The organism is Streptomyces sp. NPDC026246 (assembly GCF_055567995.1).
Genome location: NZ_JBVHPJ010000005.1, coordinates 304,090 through 317,710 on the forward strand (window position 1 = coordinate 304,090; position 13,621 = coordinate 317,710).

A 13,621-nucleotide genomic window follows, 5' to 3' on the forward strand; every position below is an offset into this window, starting at 1 on the left:
GTACCGGCGCACGGAGCGGACCTACGCCCCGGCCTCGTGGCCAGGGTTTGCGCGAGGCGCGGCACGCAGCGAACCGGGAGGAGAGACCCATGACGGTGTTCATCATGGTGGCGGGTGTGTTCACGGGCACACATGTGTGGCAGGAGACGGCGGCCCGGTTGGCCGCGGCCGGCAGTGAGGCACGCCCGGTGGCCCTGACGGGGCTCGACGCGGCCAGGCCCGCGGACCCGTCGGTCCGGACGGACCTGGAGACACACATCGCGGATGTGCTCGCGGTGGTCGACTCGGTGGACGCCGGCGAGGAGATCGTGCTCGTCGGTCACGACTACGGGATCCACCCCGCCCTCGGGGCCGCCGACCGGCGGGCCGGGCGCATCGCGCGGCTCGTGTACCTGGACTGCGGAATGCCGCAGAACGGTGTTCCGGCGCTGGCCGCGGTACCCGACCGGACACTGCGCGCGCAGCTCGCCGAGCGCGACCGCCACGCCGCGGCGGACGAGGTGCTGGCGCCGCCGACCGATGAGGAGTGGCAGCGCTGGGGCAGCACCGCGGGAGTTCCCGACACGGCGCTGGACCGGCTGTCCGCCCTCGCGGCACCGCAGCCCCTGGGCACTCTGCTGCAGCCGCTGCGGCTGAGCGGGGCGTCGGCCGCGGTGCCGGTCACCGGGGTGCTGTGCACCCAGAACGGCGTCAGCGTCGACCTGGTGCAACAGCTCGTCGATCTCGGCGACCCCGCGCTGGTGGCGCTGGCCGGGCCCCGCATCGGCTTCTTCGAGATGCACACCGGGCACTGGCCGATGCTGTCATGCCCCGCCGATCTGGCGGACGTCCTGCGGCGGGCGGCGGCCGGCGAAGGACGCCGCCTGCTCCGGCCCGGAGCCGACTCGCCACCCGCCCATCTGCGTCCGTTCCCGGTCGACGTTCCCGAGGTGGTGCGGGACCGCCAGGGTCAGGTCGATCTGTACGTCCCCGCAGGTGGGGAGCCGCGTCCGGCGGTGGTCTTCGTGCACGGCGGCCCGGTCCCCGCCGGGGCCCGGCCCACTCCCCGGGACTGGCCCACCCTGGTGGGTCACGCCCGGCTGGCGGCCGCCGAGGGGGTCGTGGGGGTGACCCTGGACCACCGCCTGCACGACATCGCCGACTACGAGCGCGCCGCCGGGGACGTCGCGGCCGCGGTCGAACTGGTCCGGGCCGACCCCCGGGTGGACCCCGAGCGGATCGCGCTGTGGTTCTTCTCCGGCGGGGGCCTGCTCACCGCCGACTGGCTGGCCGGCCCGCCGGTCTGGCTGCGCTGCCTGGCCGCCTCCTACCCGGTGCTCGCGCCCCTGCCCAACTGGGGGCTCACGGACAGCCGGTTCCATCCGGTACGGGCCGTCGCCCACACGGGCGGTCTGCCCCTCGTCCTGCTGCGCGCCGGGCTGGAGACCCCCGGGATCGCCGCCACCGTCGAGGCGTTCGTGACCGCGGCCGAGGAGGGCGGCGCGGCGTTGGAACTGGTCGACGTGCCAGGCGGCCATCACGGCTTCGAGACGCTCGACCCGCCCGAGGAGACCCGCCCGGCCCTGCTCCGTGCGATGCGCTCGGTGATCACGCACCTGGAGAGCTGACGCGAGGGGGTCTTCTCCCGGCCGCTCCTCTTCTCCCGGCCGCTCCTCTTCTCCCGGCCGCTCCTCGACGGCAGCCGCCTCAGGGGCGCGCGGCAGGGCCGGTGCGCCCCAGCCGGAGTGCGGAGACGAGGAAGAAGACACCGCCGAGCAGGGCGTAGCCCGCCAGGGATGCCAGCGAGGCACCGTCCTTGCTCGCCTGGGCGACGAAGGAGGCTCCGGCCAGGGTGGAGAGGGCACCGCTGGCGATCATCGGCCACTGCCCTCCCATGCCGCGCCGCAGGGCGCCGACGAGCAGTTGGACGAGGCCGGCGGTGATCGCCCAGACACCCCAGACGCGCAGGACCGCCGGGATGCCGGAGGCGACCGCTGCGGCCAGCGCCGCGGCGGTCAGGGTGCTCAGGGCGACGTTGGCGTACAGGCCGCGCACGGGTCCGCGGCCGGCCCTCGCGGACCTGATGTCGACGACGGCACAGGCGACGTCGAACAACGGATAGACCACCAGCAGGGTCGCGCCGAGGGGGCCGAGGGTGCGCGCGGTGGTGAACAGCAGCGCGGCCCAGACGACGGCGAACGCGAAGCGTACGAAGTACAGCCGGCGCAGCGCCCCGGAGGCGGCCGTGTCCGGGGTGGAGGTGGGGGCGGGCGGGGCGACGGAGCTGGCCATGGCGGCTTCTTCCTGCTCGACGGGAATCCCAATGAGGGAGAACGTTCGGTCTACTTGGTGACACGGCTCATCCAAGGCCACTCGCACTCCCCTGTCAAGACCGAACGTTCTCCCTCAGTCGGCTGCTACCGTGGCGTCATGAGCGCGAGCACAGGGAGCGGGAGTACGTCGGAAGCACGGTCGCGACTGCTCGGCACGGCCACCCGGATCTTCTACGCCGAGGGCATCCACTCGGTCGGGGTGGACCGGATCATCGCCGAGGCGCAGGTCACGCGGGCCACCCTGTACCGGCACTTCAAGGGCAAGGAGGACCTGATCCTCGCCTATCTCCAGCAGGCCGATCAGGGCATCCGGGGCCAGATCGCGGCCGTCCTGGAGCAGGACCTCACGGCACCCGACGCGGTCCGCGCCGTCGGACGGTCGATCGCCGAGAGCATCCGGACGCCGGGCTTCCGCGGGTGCGCCTTCCTGAACGCTGCTGCCGAGTACCCCGACCCGGCACACCCCGTCCATCAAGCCGTGCTGGCGCATCGCCAGTGGTTCCTGGACACCGCCACCCGACTGCTGGCCGAGGCCGGCTGCGTTCCCGCCGAGACGGCGGGGCGTCACTTCGTCATGCTCCGCGACGGCGCCATGGCGGCGGGCTGCCTCTTCGACCCGGCGCTGATCTCCGAGACGCTGCTGAACGGCGTCGAGGGCCTGCTGCGGACGGGCCTCCCCGGTACTGCTGACCGCTCCTGAGGCGCCGTTCCGGATCCGAGCACCCGTGCGCCCCCACCGGCGCCCTCCCATGCGTGTCCCGCCCGGCGCACGGTCGGAACCATGGAGGTCGGCGAAGAACCGTGCGCCGGGCGGGGGGACGGTACGGACTGCCCGAACGGCGAGGTGCTCGACGTGAGGGCGCAGGGCCCCCGCTGTGAGGAGTGCCGGCACCACTGGGAGCTGGACTGGACGGAGCCGGGGCGCAGGGCAGCAGACGACGAAGGGGCGACCCGGCCCCCGGGACCCCCGGGGGAGGCAGGGCACGACAGCGCCGCTTGACGCCATGGGCTCGGACGGACTCCGTTCCGGCCCCACCGCGGTGTGCGGACCCGGGCCCCCGCGCCGCCGCGCCAGGGGCCCGGGGAGCGCGCCGCCGTCCGTATCCCTCGTGCCGGCGGGCGCTCGCGCGGGACGGTGTCCCGCGCCCTTGCCGATCCTTCCGGGCCGGCGGCTGCGACGGATGCAGCCGCGGGGCGTCCCGCCGTCCGGCCCGGCCGGACGCGTCCCCCGGACAGGTGAGGTGAGCCGCACGGGACTGGGCACTCGCTCCCGCATGAACGAGCACCACGACGGTCCCGACGCCGCCCACCGCCGACCGCAGGGCGTGTCGGACACCACCGTCCAAGCCCTCGGCGCCCTGTCCAAGGCACTGGAGACGACCGAGCGCGCCCGCGGACACCTGTACGCCTTCCATCAGCTGACCGGGGGTGCCGACTTCGAGCTGGACCGTGCGGTCGGGCTGCTGCGCGAGGCGGGCCACCACGCCTGGGCGGACCGCGTCCGGCGCGAGATCCTGGGCCGCAACGTCATCCCGGGGCACTGGACGTTCCAGATCGTCGAGGCGTACAACGACACCTACTACGACCCGTTCAAGGCCACGGAGAAGGAAGCACGGCAGGAGCTGGCCGAGGGGAAGGACCACCTGTTCGAGGCGGAGCTCAAGGAGGAGCGGCGCACCGGTGGCCACCCGGACCACTCGGCACGGCCCGGCACCACACCGCGGGGGTGAGCTCCACGGCACTCACCCGGTGACGGTCCGCCTCAGCACAGCACCCGCAGTGCGCCCGGCAGCACCCGGGCCGTGACGGGCAGGACGGCCTCGATCTCACCGTCCGCGCCGTAGGGCAGGTCCCGGTCGGCCTCGATACGTATCTCGCGGCCGCGGACCACCTGCACCTGGGGGCGGTGGACGTGGGCTCCGGTGTCCAGCTCCTTCATCAGGGCGAAGAACAGGCGGCGCGGGGCGTCCCGGATCATCACGACGTCGAGGAGTCCGTCGTCGAGGCGGGCGTCGGGGGCGATGCGGCGTGCCGAGCCGTAGTAGCTGGAGTTCGCGGCCACCACGGTGTAGCCGCTGTAGGCGTGGTCCCGGCCGTCGACGGTGACCCGGTAGCGCACGGGGCGCCAGCTGCTGATCGCGCGCAGGGCCCCGGCGTAGTACGAGGCCGGGCCGCGCAGCATCCGGGACTGGTTGGCGTGCTGGTTGGCCAGGGCGTCCACCCCCGCGTACACGCTGCCGAGGACGACGGTGGCGGCGTGGACCGACGAGGTGACCTCGATGGTGTCCACGGCGCGCGGTGTGCCGTGGAGCAGGACCCGGGCCACGCCGTCCGGGTCGCTCGGCAGGCCGAGGGCCCGGGCGAAGTCGTTGCCACGCCCGGCCGGGACCATGCCGAACAGGGCGCCGGTGCCGCTGAGGGCTCCGCCGATGCTTCCGGTGATGCCGTCGCCGCCGACGGCGAGGACCACCCGGCCGCGTTCCCCGGCGCTCCGGGCGAGCTCACGGGCGTGGGCGAGGCTGCGGCTGTACTCGGTCTCCAGCTCGGCGCCCGCCTCCCGCAGGAGACGGGCCACCTGCAGCAGCGCCGCCGCGCTGGTGGCTCCGCCCGCGGTGGGGTTGACGACGGCGGTGAACTGGCGCATCGATGTGCCTCCGGGCTGACGGGTGGTGCCGGGCTGTCGTGAGGGTGGGATGGTGCGCGGTCGGGCGGGCCGGGGACCGGTTCAGTCCGCCGGCCCGGGGCCGGTTCAGTCGGCCGGCAGCAGCACGCCGGGGTTCAGCAGGCCGTCCGGGTCCAGCCGCTGCTTGACGGCTCGCAGGGCCGCGACCCCGAGGTCGGTGGCCTCGCGCACGTACCAGTCGCGGTGGTCGGTGCCGACGGCGTGGTGGTGGGTGATCGTGCCGCCGGCCGTGAGGATCGCGTCGTTCGCGGCGTGCTTGGCGCGCGTCCAGTGCGCCACCGGGTCGTCGCCCTGGGCCGATACGACGGTGAAGTACAGCGAGGCGCCGTTCTCGTAGACGTGCGAGATGTGGCACATGACCAGGGGCGGCGTGCCGTTCTCGGTGAGCGTGGTGGTCAGCGCGTCGCGGACGGCCGCGTACAGGCCCGGCAGCCTCGACCAGTAGGCGGCGGTCTCCAGGGTCTCGGCGAACGCGCCCGCTTCGAGGAGCGAGTCGCGCAGGTACGGCGCCGAGTAGCGGCCGTGGGCCCAGCGCTCCCCCGGCTCGCCGCCGGCGAACTCGCCGCCGCAGTCGGCCAGTACGGCCGCTGCCGCCGCCCGGCGCTGCGCGGTGTCCTCCTCGGTGCCCTCGAAGCCGACCACGGCGAGGCAGCCGGCGTTCTGCTGCTCGACGCCGGCACCGATGGCCTCGGGCTGGGCCAGGCCGATCAGGGTCTCGGTCTCGTCGGAGAGCCGCAGGACGGTGGGGCGCGGCCCGTCCTGGGCGAGGCGGCGCAGCGCGGCGGTGCCCTGCTCGAAGGAGGCGAAGCGCCAGCCCTCGTAGCGGCGCGTCGACGGAACGGGCCTGACGCGGACGGTGACGGAGGTGATGACGCCGAAGGCCCCCTCCGAGCCGAGCACCAGGTGCCGCAGGTCGGGTCCGGCGGCCGAGCGGGGTGCCCGGCCGGTGTCCAGGGTGCCCTCCGGCGTGGCGAGGGTGAGGCCGAGGACCATCTCGTCGAAGCGGCCGTAGCCTGCGGAGGCCTGTCCACTGGAGCGGGTCGCGGCGAAGCCGCCGATGGTGGCCCACTCGTAGGACTGCGGGAAGTGGCCGAGGGTGAAGCCGTGTTCGGCCAGCAGCGCCTCGGCCTCGGGTGCGCGCAGGCCGGGCTGCAGGGTGGCGGTCCGGGACACCGGGTCGAGGTCGAGCAGGCGGTTCATGTGCCGCAGGTCCAGGGCGACGAAGGGCGCCGCGCCGGCGGGGGCCAGTCCGCCGACGACGGAGGTGCCGCCGCCGAACGGCACCAGGGCGAGGCCGTGTTCGGCGCAGACGCGGAGCACGGCGAGCACTTCGTCGTGGCTCTCCGGGAGCGCGACGGCCGCGGGGGCGTCGGAGGTGTCGGCGGCGCGGATGCGCAGCAGGTCCGGGGTGGACTTGCCCCGGGTGTGCCGGACCCGGCTCTCGGCGTTCGTGCGGACGCTGTCCGCCCGTCCGCCCAGGGCGGCGTGCAGGGCGTGCAGGGCGGCGCCCTCCACCGCGGGGGTGGAGACCTCGATCTCCTCCAGCCGGGCCGACGCCGTGGGCTGTGGCTTGACACCGAGCCAGTCACGCAGCAGCCCGGTGACGGTGTCGGGCAGCGGCGTCGCCCTGGCGGGGTCGCCCCAGCCGTTCCACAGCATGTCCATGCGTGTCGTCCTCACCGGTCGTCGGGGTTGCCGCTGGAGCGGCCCTGCGCGTTACACTGTTACACATGACGCCTAATCGTCACAACAGCTCGGCTCAGCAGAAGTCCTCGGACAACGACGTGGTGCTCGACGCCGTCCGCGACTGCGTCCTGGCCGTCGGTGTCCGCCGGACGACCATGACCGACGTCGCCCGCCGCGCGGGCGTCTCGCGCATGACGCTCTATCGCCGCTGGCCCGACGTCCGCTCCCTCGTCGGCGACCTGATGACGCGTGAGTGGATCGCGGTCGCCACCGGCGCCATGCCCGAACGCCGGCCGGAACGGGGCACGCGCCCACCGCTGGTCGACGGTCTGGTGGCGGGCGTGAAGGCCTTCCGCGCCCACCCGCTGTTCCAGAAGATCGTCGACGTGGACCCCGAACTCCTCCTGCCCTATGTGCTGGACCGGCGGGGAGCGAGCCAGGAGGCCCTGCTGGAGCTGCTCGCCGGGGCCCTGCGGGAGGGGCACGCGGACGGTTCGGTGCGCGAGGCCCCCGCCCCGCTGCAGGCGCGGACGGTGCTGTTGATCCTGCAGTCCTTCGCCCTGTCCCTGCGCACCATGACCGACGAGGACGACGACGACCTCACGTCCGAGGCGTTCCTCGCCGAACTGCACACCGTCCTGGAGAGGACCCTCACCCCATGAGCCAGACCACCGTCCCGGCCGGCGGGGCCTCCCTGTCCGCGGCCCGGCGCACCCGTGAGCTGACCGAGGCGACCGACGGCCGCGTGGTGGACGTGCTGGTCGTCGGCCTCGGCGCCACCGGTGCGGGAGCCGCCCTCGACGCCGCCGCCCGTGGCCTCCACGTCGTCGCCGTCGACGCCCACGACCTCGCCTTCGGCACCTCGCGCTGGAGCTCCAAGCTCATCCACGGCGGGCTGCGCTACCTGGCCTCGGCCCAGTTCGACGTCGCTCACGAGAGCGCTGTCGAACGCGGCGTGCTGATGGAGCGGACGGCACCCCACCTGGTGCGCGCCCAGCCCTTCGTGCTGCCCCTGACCGGACTCGTCCCACGCGGCCAGGCCGCACTGGCGTGGGCCGGATTCCGGGCCGGTGACGCCCTGCGGCTGTCGGCCCGCACGGCCCGCGCCACCCTGCCCGCGCCCCGCCGGCTCTCCGCGGTCGAGACTCGCCACCTGGCCCCGGCGCTGCGCTCCGGCGGACTGCGCGGCGGACTGCTCTCCTGGGACGGACGGCTCACCGACGACGCCCGCCTGGTCACCGCCCTAGCCCGCACCGCCGCCGCACGCGGTGCCCGCGTCCTCACCCGGGTGCGGGCCCTGGAACTCACCGGATCCGGCGCCCGCGTCCGCGACGAACTCACCGGCCGGGAAGGGGAGATCAGGGCCCGAGCGGTGATCAACGCCTCCGGGGTGTGGGCCGGCGACCTCGTCGAGGGCCTCCGCATCCGGCCCTCCCGCGGCACCCACCTCGTCCTGCGCGCGGAACACATCGGCCCCCTCCCCGCCGGCCTGCACATCCCCATCCCCGGCGAGACCAACCGCTTCGTCCTGGTCCTGCCCCAGGACGACGGCCGCATCTACGTCGGACTCACCGACGAACCCCTGGACGGGCCCGTCCAGGACGTCCCCGACGTCCCGGAGACGGACATCGGCTTCCTGCTGGACGTCCTCGGCTCGGTCCTCGACGTCCCGGTCCGGCGCAGCGACGTCGTCGGCGCCTTCGCGGGACTGCGCCCCCTGCTGGACACCACACCCACCGCACAGCCGGGCGCCGTCGCGCGCACGGCCGACGTCTCCCGCAGGCACGCCGTGCTGACGTCACCGGACGGCGTGGTCAGCGTCGTCGGCGGCAAGCTCACCACGTACCGCCGGATGGCCGAGGACGCCGTGGACACGGCGGTCGCCGCACGCGGCCTCGCCGCCGGCCCCTCCCCCACCGCCGCACTCCCCCTGGTCGGTGCCGCGGCCCCCACGGCACTGGCCGCGCTGCGCGCCCCCCGACGCCTCGTCCAGCGCTACGGCACCGAGGCGCCGGCGGTCCACGCCCTGGCCGCGCAGGACCCGCGCCTGGGTGAGCCCGTCGTGCCCGGTCACCCCGTCACCGGCGCGGAACTGCTGTGGGCGCTGCGGCACGAGGGCGCCCTGGACGAAGCCGACCTGCTCGACCGGCGTACCCGCATCGGTCTGGTCCCGGAGGACCGGGCCGAGGCTCTGGGGACCGTGCGCGAGCTGGTGGGCGAAGCTCTCGGCGCGGGCGGCTGACCGCGTGACGGCCGGCCCCGACCGGCCGCCAGCCGCGTCAGGGACCGTGGGGCTGGAGGAGCTGGTCCACCGGGGCGTGGTCGTCGGTGAGCGGCTCGGCGGCACCCGTCCAGGCGTCCAGCCGCTCACCGGAGGTGACGCGCCAGCCGGTGCTCCGGGCGTCCAGTTCCCGCTGGACCGCCCGGAGGTCGACCGGCCGGTCGGAGGCGAGCACCACGAGGTTGCCGCCCTCGCCGGCCGGGCCCGGTCCGGTGCCGGCGGGCTCGCCCAGCACGGCGACATGCCCGAACGTCGCGGAGAGGGTGGCCACTTCGGCGCGGGCGAAGGCCATCTCCCCGTGGTCGATGAGATTGGCGACGTACACCCCCTGCGCGCCGAGCACGCGCCGCACGTCGGACATCGCCTCCTCGGTGGTGAGGTGCCACGGCACGCTGACGCCCCCGAAGGCGTCACCCACGACGAGGTCACGGCTGCCGGTGTCCAGCCGCCGCACACCCAGTCGGCCGTCCTCGACCCGCACCTCGACACCGGCTCGCGGGCGCAGCCCCAGCCGGTCGTGAGCCAGGCGCACCACCCCGCCGTCGATCTCGGAGACGACGCTGCGCGTCCCGGGCCGCGTGGCCGCGAGGTACCGGGGCAGGGTGAGCCCACCGCCCCCCACGTGGTGGGCGACGAGCGGTCGTCCCTCCGGGAAGGCGGCGTCGACCACCGACGCGACGGCTCGCACGTAGGCGAACTTCAGACGGGTGGGGTCGGCGAGGTCGACGTGCGAGTGGCGCAGGCCGTCCAGGACGAGGGTGCGGCCGTCACCCCCGCCGGGGTCCGCGACGACCCGCGCACAGTGGTACTTGGTCTCCACGTCGCAGCCCCCGGGGGCGACCGTGGTCGCGAGACCGCCCGCGACGACCACCAGGGTCAGGGCGGGGACGCCGCTCCAGCCGCGGGTACGCCACTCGAACCAGGCCGAACCCGCCACCAGCAGTGCGCCGAGGCCGAGCAGTATGCCGCTGACCGGCAGCCGCGACACGAGGACGAAGCCCGTCAGCACCGTGCCGACGATGGCCCCGACGGTACCGACCCCCGACAGCCGGCCGACGACCGTGCCCGTCTCCGCCAGGCTGGTCAGACGCAGTTTCGTGACGCACGGCGTCACCGCGGAGAGCAGGGCGCCCGGCACCAGGATGGTCAGCCCCGCGATGAGCAGGAGCACCACGGGCGCCCACTCGGCCGTGCTCCGCAGCACGGCCGGGGTGAGCGCCACCACCGCGCCGGACACACCCAGCGCGGGGCCGATGAGCCGGCGTGGATCGACCTGGTCCGCGACGAGTCCGCCCAGCCAGGAGCCGAAGGCGATCGCGCTGAGCGCGATGCCGATCACCATGGTGCTGGTCTCGAGCGTCAGCCCCAGATACGGCGCGAGCAGCCGCAGCGCGACGATCTCGATGACGAGGACGGCCGCCGAGGAGCCGAACACCAGCACCGCTGCGGCGCGCGGGCCCAGGCCGGCACGGCCGGGCGTGCTCTCGGCGACGGGCGAGGAGGACGATCCGGTCACGGGCCGCATTCTCGCACGCAACGCGTCAAGCGGACGGCCCCCACCGCACCCGAGCGGGGGCTCAACACCACTCCGCGTCAGGGCTGTTGACGGGCCTGCTCGGCTGCCCGGTCCGCCGCGGCCTGTTCCGTCCTGGCGTCCGCGGTGCTCAGACGGCCGCCGCTGCTCTCCAGGTGGGCGCGGACGAACCACTGGAACAGCTCCAGCCCGCGCAGCTGCTCGATCAGGATGTCCTGCGTGACGGGGTCGGAGGACTCGGTGGCCGCCATGGCCTCGCGGTGGTCCTCGATGAGCCGGGTGTAGACCACGTCGAGCGCGCCCAGGTGCTCGATGGCCTCGGCCCTGCCGATGGAGTAGTCGTCCCAGGACCGGTCGGCGACCAGCGCGCCCGGCGTTCCCTGCGGCACTCCGCCCAGGGTGGAGATCCGCTCGGCCAGGTCGTCGGTCATGGACCGTACCTGCTCGACCTGCGGGTCGAGCATCTCGTGCACCGCGATGAAGTGCGGGCCGACGACGTTCCAGTGGATGTGCTTGAGGGTCAGGTGCAGGTCGTTCAGCGAGTGCAGCCGCCGCTGGAGCAGCGTGATGATCTCGGCACTGTCCTCGGGGGTCATGCCCGGGACGGTGTACTGGAGGGAGGGCTCAGGGGCCACGGCCGTACCTTTCTCCTGCCGGTGGGGAAGACGTCTCCCGGCCAGGCAACCACCGCCCGTACCGGCCTGCCCGTCCGAGACGGCCGTACGGATACCCCGCGCTCGGGGGCCCGGCCCGCTCCGCCGTCACGGCGTCCGCCGTTCACCGCCGCCGCCGATGCGCATCTCCCGGCTGATGGCGCGGCGCTGCCGGGCGGTGGTACCGCCCCAGATGCCGGCGTCCTCCCCGTGCTCGATGGCCCAGGAGCGGCAGGCCAGCAGGACGCGGCAGCGGCGGCACACCGCGCGGGCCTCGGCGACCCGGGCGTCGGTCTCCCGCTCCACCAGCGGGAAGAACAGCTCGGGGTCCTCGCCGATGCAGGCGGCGTCCCGGAGCCAGGCGCGACCACCGCCGCTGAGGACCTCCGCCACGGCGTCGCGGTACAGCAACCAGCGGTTCTCGGGCACGGCGCACCTCCGCGTGGCACCGGCTGGGCCGGTGGGTGGGCTGCGGCACGACGGCACCGCAGGCCCGGCAGGGGTCGCGCTTCCCATGCTAGGTGTACGGCGCACGGATGGCCATGACCCGTTCCCGGCGGCCCCGCACGCGGACGCACGCCCCTCGGGTGCCCCGCCGGTGTCCGGGCTGCGGGTACGGCATGGGCGTGCGGCCACCGGGCACCCGGGCGGTGCGCCGTGCCCGCGCGGCCGCACCCTCGGAAGGGAGACGCCCGGTGACGGACGCCGCACACCATCGCAGCCACCGGCCGCACGGCCTCGCGCCATGGCTGCTGCTCCTGCTGCTGCTCGGGCTGTGCTACGGCGTGGCCGCCGTCGGCGGCGCGGCCGCCGCGGACGCCGGCAGCACCTACGCCTCGCTGGACCGGCCCGCGTGGGCTCCGCCGTCCTGGCTGTTCGGGCCGGTGTGGACGGTGCTCTACGGCACCATCGCCGTCTCCGCCTGGCTCGTGCTGCGCGGGCGCACACCGGCGAACGTCCGCGCCGACGCCGCCGCCTGGGGCACGCAGCTCCTCCTCAACCTCGCCTGGACCCCGCTGTTCTTCGGGGCCGATCGGTACGGTCTCGCGTTCGTCGACATCTGCCTGCTGCTCGGCGCGCTGGGCGTCACGATGCTGCTCTTCCGGCGCCGCAGCCGGGCCGCGTTCTTCCTTCTGGTGCCGTACGCGCTGTGGACGCTGTACGCGGCCGCGCTCAACCTCGCCATCTGGCAGCTCAACGCCTGACCCGAGCAACCGGGCGCCCCGTACAGTTGCAGGCAGGGGACATTTCTCCTCCTGGCACCCATCCGTACAGGAGCAGCCATGCACCACCCGTCCGGCGTCCCGGACGACGACTCCGGGGCCCTGTTCGGTCTCGACGCACTCTCTTCCGGGTCCGTCACGACGACCGACCGGCAGGACCCCTCGTTCCGCACCTCGGCCACCGCCCGCCGCCTGCTGCCCGTGCGGGAGATCTACGCGGAGCCGGCGGCTGCCGCGTCCCCGCGCGGGAGGCAGATCCGGGCCCGGTTCCCCGAGGCGCGGCTGACCATGGTGGACTCCCACTGGCGCATCCCCGGCCTGCACGGCAACGAGGGCAACGTCGACCGCTGGGTGCGCGTCAAGGGCGAGACGCTGGTCCTGGGCGAGAAGAAGACCCTCACCACCCGGCCCAACGGCCGCTCGGCGGACTGGATCGCTCCCGGCCCCTCCAACGGCTGCGCCATGGCCTGCGCCTACTGCTACGTGCCCCGCCGCAAGGGCTACGCCAATCCGATCACCGTCTTCACCAACATCGACCGGATCATCGCCCACCTCGGCCGGCACATCGCGCGGCAGGGGCCCAAACCCGAGCCGAACCAGTGCGACCCCGAGGCGTGGGTGTACGACATCGGGGAGAACGGCGACTGCTCGGTGGACGCGCTGATCTGCGACAACACCGCGGACGTGGTGCACGCCTTCCGGCAGTGGCCGACCGCGAAGGCCTCCTTCGCCACCAAGTTCGTCAATCCCGACCTGCTGGCCCTGGACCCGCGCGGCCGGACCCGTATCCGCTTCTCGCTGATGCCGCCGGAGGACGCCCGGCTGCTCGACGTGCGCACCTCACCCGTCCCGGAGCGGATCGCCGCCGCGGCGGATTTCCTCGACGCGGGGTACGAGGTGCATTTCAACCTCTCCCCCGTGGTCGTCCGGCCCGGCTGGGAAGACGCCTGGTCCGAGCTGCTGATCCACCTCGACGACGTGCTGCCCCCGCGCGTGAGGCGGCAGGCCGCCGCCGAGGTGATCATGCTCACCCACAACCAGGAGCTGCACGAGGTCAACCTCGGCTGGCACCCCCGGGCGGAGGAGGCCCTGTGGCGGCCGGACATCCAGCAGGCCAAGCGCTCCGAGAACGGCGCGCTGAACGTCCGTTACCGCAACGGGATCAAGGGCGACGCGGTGCGGACCCTGCGCACCCTGATCGACCGCCACGCCCCCTGGCTGCGTGTGCGCTACGCGTTCTGAGGACCCG

At 74.3% G+C, this 13,621-nt stretch carries 13 protein-coding genes; 7 read left to right on the forward strand and 6 right to left on the reverse strand.

Annotated elements, in window-relative coordinates; translation table 11 throughout:
- The first annotated feature begins 89 nt into the window (after positions 1-89).
- A complete protein-coding gene (locus ACZ4M5_RS15780; RefSeq protein ID WP_467737014.1) occupies positions 90-1,607 on the forward strand; it encodes an alpha/beta fold hydrolase in 1,518 nt (505 codons plus the stop codon).
- 79 nt (positions 1,608-1,686) lie between these two features.
- On the opposite strand, the gene ACZ4M5_RS15785 is transcribed toward ACZ4M5_RS15780, so the two are convergent.
- The gene (locus ACZ4M5_RS15785) at positions 1,687-2,271 is read right to left on the reverse strand and encodes a hypothetical protein (RefSeq protein ID WP_467737016.1); all 585 of its coding nucleotides are present in this window, start codon (positions 2,269-2,271) and stop codon (positions 1,687-1,689) included.
- A 138-nt stretch (positions 2,272-2,409) separates the two neighbouring features.
- On the opposite strand from ACZ4M5_RS15785, the gene ACZ4M5_RS15790 reads away from it, so the two are divergent.
- Complete coding sequence (locus tag ACZ4M5_RS15790) at positions 2,410-3,012, forward strand: TetR/AcrR family transcriptional regulator (RefSeq protein WP_467737018.1); 603 nt, start codon at positions 2,410-2,412, stop codon at positions 3,010-3,012.
- Positions 3,013-3,586: 574 nt separating this feature from the next.
- On the forward strand, positions 3,587-4,042 hold the full coding sequence (locus tag ACZ4M5_RS15795) for a hypothetical protein (protein WP_467737020.1): 456 nt from the start codon (positions 3,587-3,589) through the stop codon (positions 4,040-4,042).
- Between the two features lie 32 nt (positions 4,043-4,074).
- Here ACZ4M5_RS15795 and ACZ4M5_RS15800 read toward each other — a convergent pair whose 3' ends face one another.
- Positions 4,075-4,956 carry a diacylglycerol/lipid kinase family protein gene (locus ACZ4M5_RS15800; RefSeq protein ID WP_467737022.1) on the reverse strand — a complete coding sequence of 294 codons (882 nt, stop codon included), beginning with the start codon at positions 4,954-4,956 and terminating at the stop codon, positions 4,075-4,077.
- A 105-nt stretch (positions 4,957-5,061) separates the two neighbouring features.
- A complete protein-coding gene (locus tag ACZ4M5_RS15805) occupies positions 5,062-6,660 on the reverse strand; it encodes an FAD-binding oxidoreductase (protein ID WP_467737024.1) in 1,599 nt (532 codons plus the stop codon).
- A 65-nt stretch (positions 6,661-6,725) separates the two neighbouring features.
- Here ACZ4M5_RS15805 and ACZ4M5_RS15810 point away from each other — a divergent pair, with 65 nt between their 5' ends.
- Both ACZ4M5_RS15810 and ACZ4M5_RS15815 read left to right on the forward strand, forming a co-directional pair.
- Positions 6,726-7,343, forward strand: coding sequence for a TetR/AcrR family transcriptional regulator (locus ACZ4M5_RS15810; RefSeq protein ID WP_467737025.1), 618 nt, complete (start codon positions 6,726-6,728; stop codon positions 7,341-7,343).
- Positions 7,340-8,923 carry a glycerol-3-phosphate dehydrogenase/oxidase gene (locus ACZ4M5_RS15815; protein ID WP_467737027.1) on the forward strand — a complete coding sequence of 528 codons (1,584 nt, stop codon included), beginning with the start codon at positions 7,340-7,342 and terminating at the stop codon, positions 8,921-8,923. Before ACZ4M5_RS15810 ends, ACZ4M5_RS15815 begins: the two co-directional genes overlap by 4 nt.
- Before the next feature lie 37 nt (positions 8,924-8,960).
- On the opposite strand, the gene ACZ4M5_RS15820 is transcribed toward ACZ4M5_RS15815, so the two are convergent.
- From ACZ4M5_RS15820 to ACZ4M5_RS15830, 3 genes are all read right to left on the reverse strand, one after another.
- Complete coding sequence (locus tag ACZ4M5_RS15820) at positions 8,961-10,478, reverse strand: fused MFS/spermidine synthase (protein WP_467737029.1); 1,518 nt, start codon at positions 10,476-10,478, stop codon at positions 8,961-8,963.
- Between the two features lie 77 nt (positions 10,479-10,555).
- Positions 10,556-11,092, reverse strand: coding sequence for a Dps family protein (locus tag ACZ4M5_RS15825; RefSeq protein ID WP_398108695.1), 537 nt, complete (start codon positions 11,090-11,092; stop codon positions 10,556-10,558).
- A 165-nt stretch (positions 11,093-11,257) separates the two neighbouring features.
- Positions 11,258-11,578, reverse strand: a complete 321-nt coding sequence (locus tag ACZ4M5_RS15830) for a WhiB family transcriptional regulator (protein WP_467737031.1) — start codon at positions 11,576-11,578, stop codon at positions 11,258-11,260.
- Between the two features lie 266 nt (positions 11,579-11,844).
- On the opposite strand from ACZ4M5_RS15830, the gene ACZ4M5_RS15835 reads away from it, so the two are divergent.
- A complete protein-coding gene (locus ACZ4M5_RS15835; RefSeq protein ID WP_467737033.1) occupies positions 11,845-12,354 on the forward strand; it encodes a TspO/MBR family protein in 510 nt (169 codons plus the stop codon).
- Positions 12,355-12,432: 78 nt separating this feature from the next.
- Positions 12,433-13,614, forward strand: coding sequence for a spore photoproduct lyase family protein (locus ACZ4M5_RS15840; RefSeq protein ID WP_467737035.1), 1,182 nt, complete (start codon positions 12,433-12,435; stop codon positions 13,612-13,614).
- Positions 13,615-13,621 lie beyond the last annotated feature (7 nt).

Coding starts and splice junctions, on each gene's coding strand:
- ACZ4M5_RS15805 (WP_467737024.1), bottom strand. CDS start 6,660: ATGGACATGCTGTGGAACGGCTGGGGCGACCCCGCCAGGGCGACGCCG.
- ACZ4M5_RS15785 (WP_467737016.1), bottom strand. CDS start 2,271: ATGGCCAGCTCCGTCGCCCCGCCCGCCCCCACCTCCACCCCGGACACG.
- ACZ4M5_RS15800 (WP_467737022.1), bottom strand. CDS start 4,956: ATGCGCCAGTTCACCGCCGTCGTCAACCCCACCGCGGGCGGAGCCACC.
- ACZ4M5_RS15780 (WP_467737014.1), top strand. CDS start 90: ATGACGGTGTTCATCATGGTGGCGGGTGTGTTCACGGGCACACATGTG.
- ACZ4M5_RS15795 (WP_467737020.1), top strand. CDS start 3,587: ATGAACGAGCACCACGACGGTCCCGACGCCGCCCACCGCCGACCGCAG.
- ACZ4M5_RS15790 (WP_467737018.1), top strand. CDS start 2,410: ATGAGCGCGAGCACAGGGAGCGGGAGTACGTCGGAAGCACGGTCGCGA.
- ACZ4M5_RS15810 (WP_467737025.1), top strand. CDS start 6,726: ATGACGCCTAATCGTCACAACAGCTCGGCTCAGCAGAAGTCCTCGGAC.
- ACZ4M5_RS15825 (WP_398108695.1), bottom strand. CDS start 11,092: ATGACCCCCGAGGACAGTGCCGAGATCATCACGCTGCTCCAGCGGCGG.
- ACZ4M5_RS15840 (WP_467737035.1), top strand. CDS start 12,433: ATGCACCACCCGTCCGGCGTCCCGGACGACGACTCCGGGGCCCTGTTC.
- ACZ4M5_RS15815 (WP_467737027.1), top strand. CDS start 7,340: ATGAGCCAGACCACCGTCCCGGCCGGCGGGGCCTCCCTGTCCGCGGCC.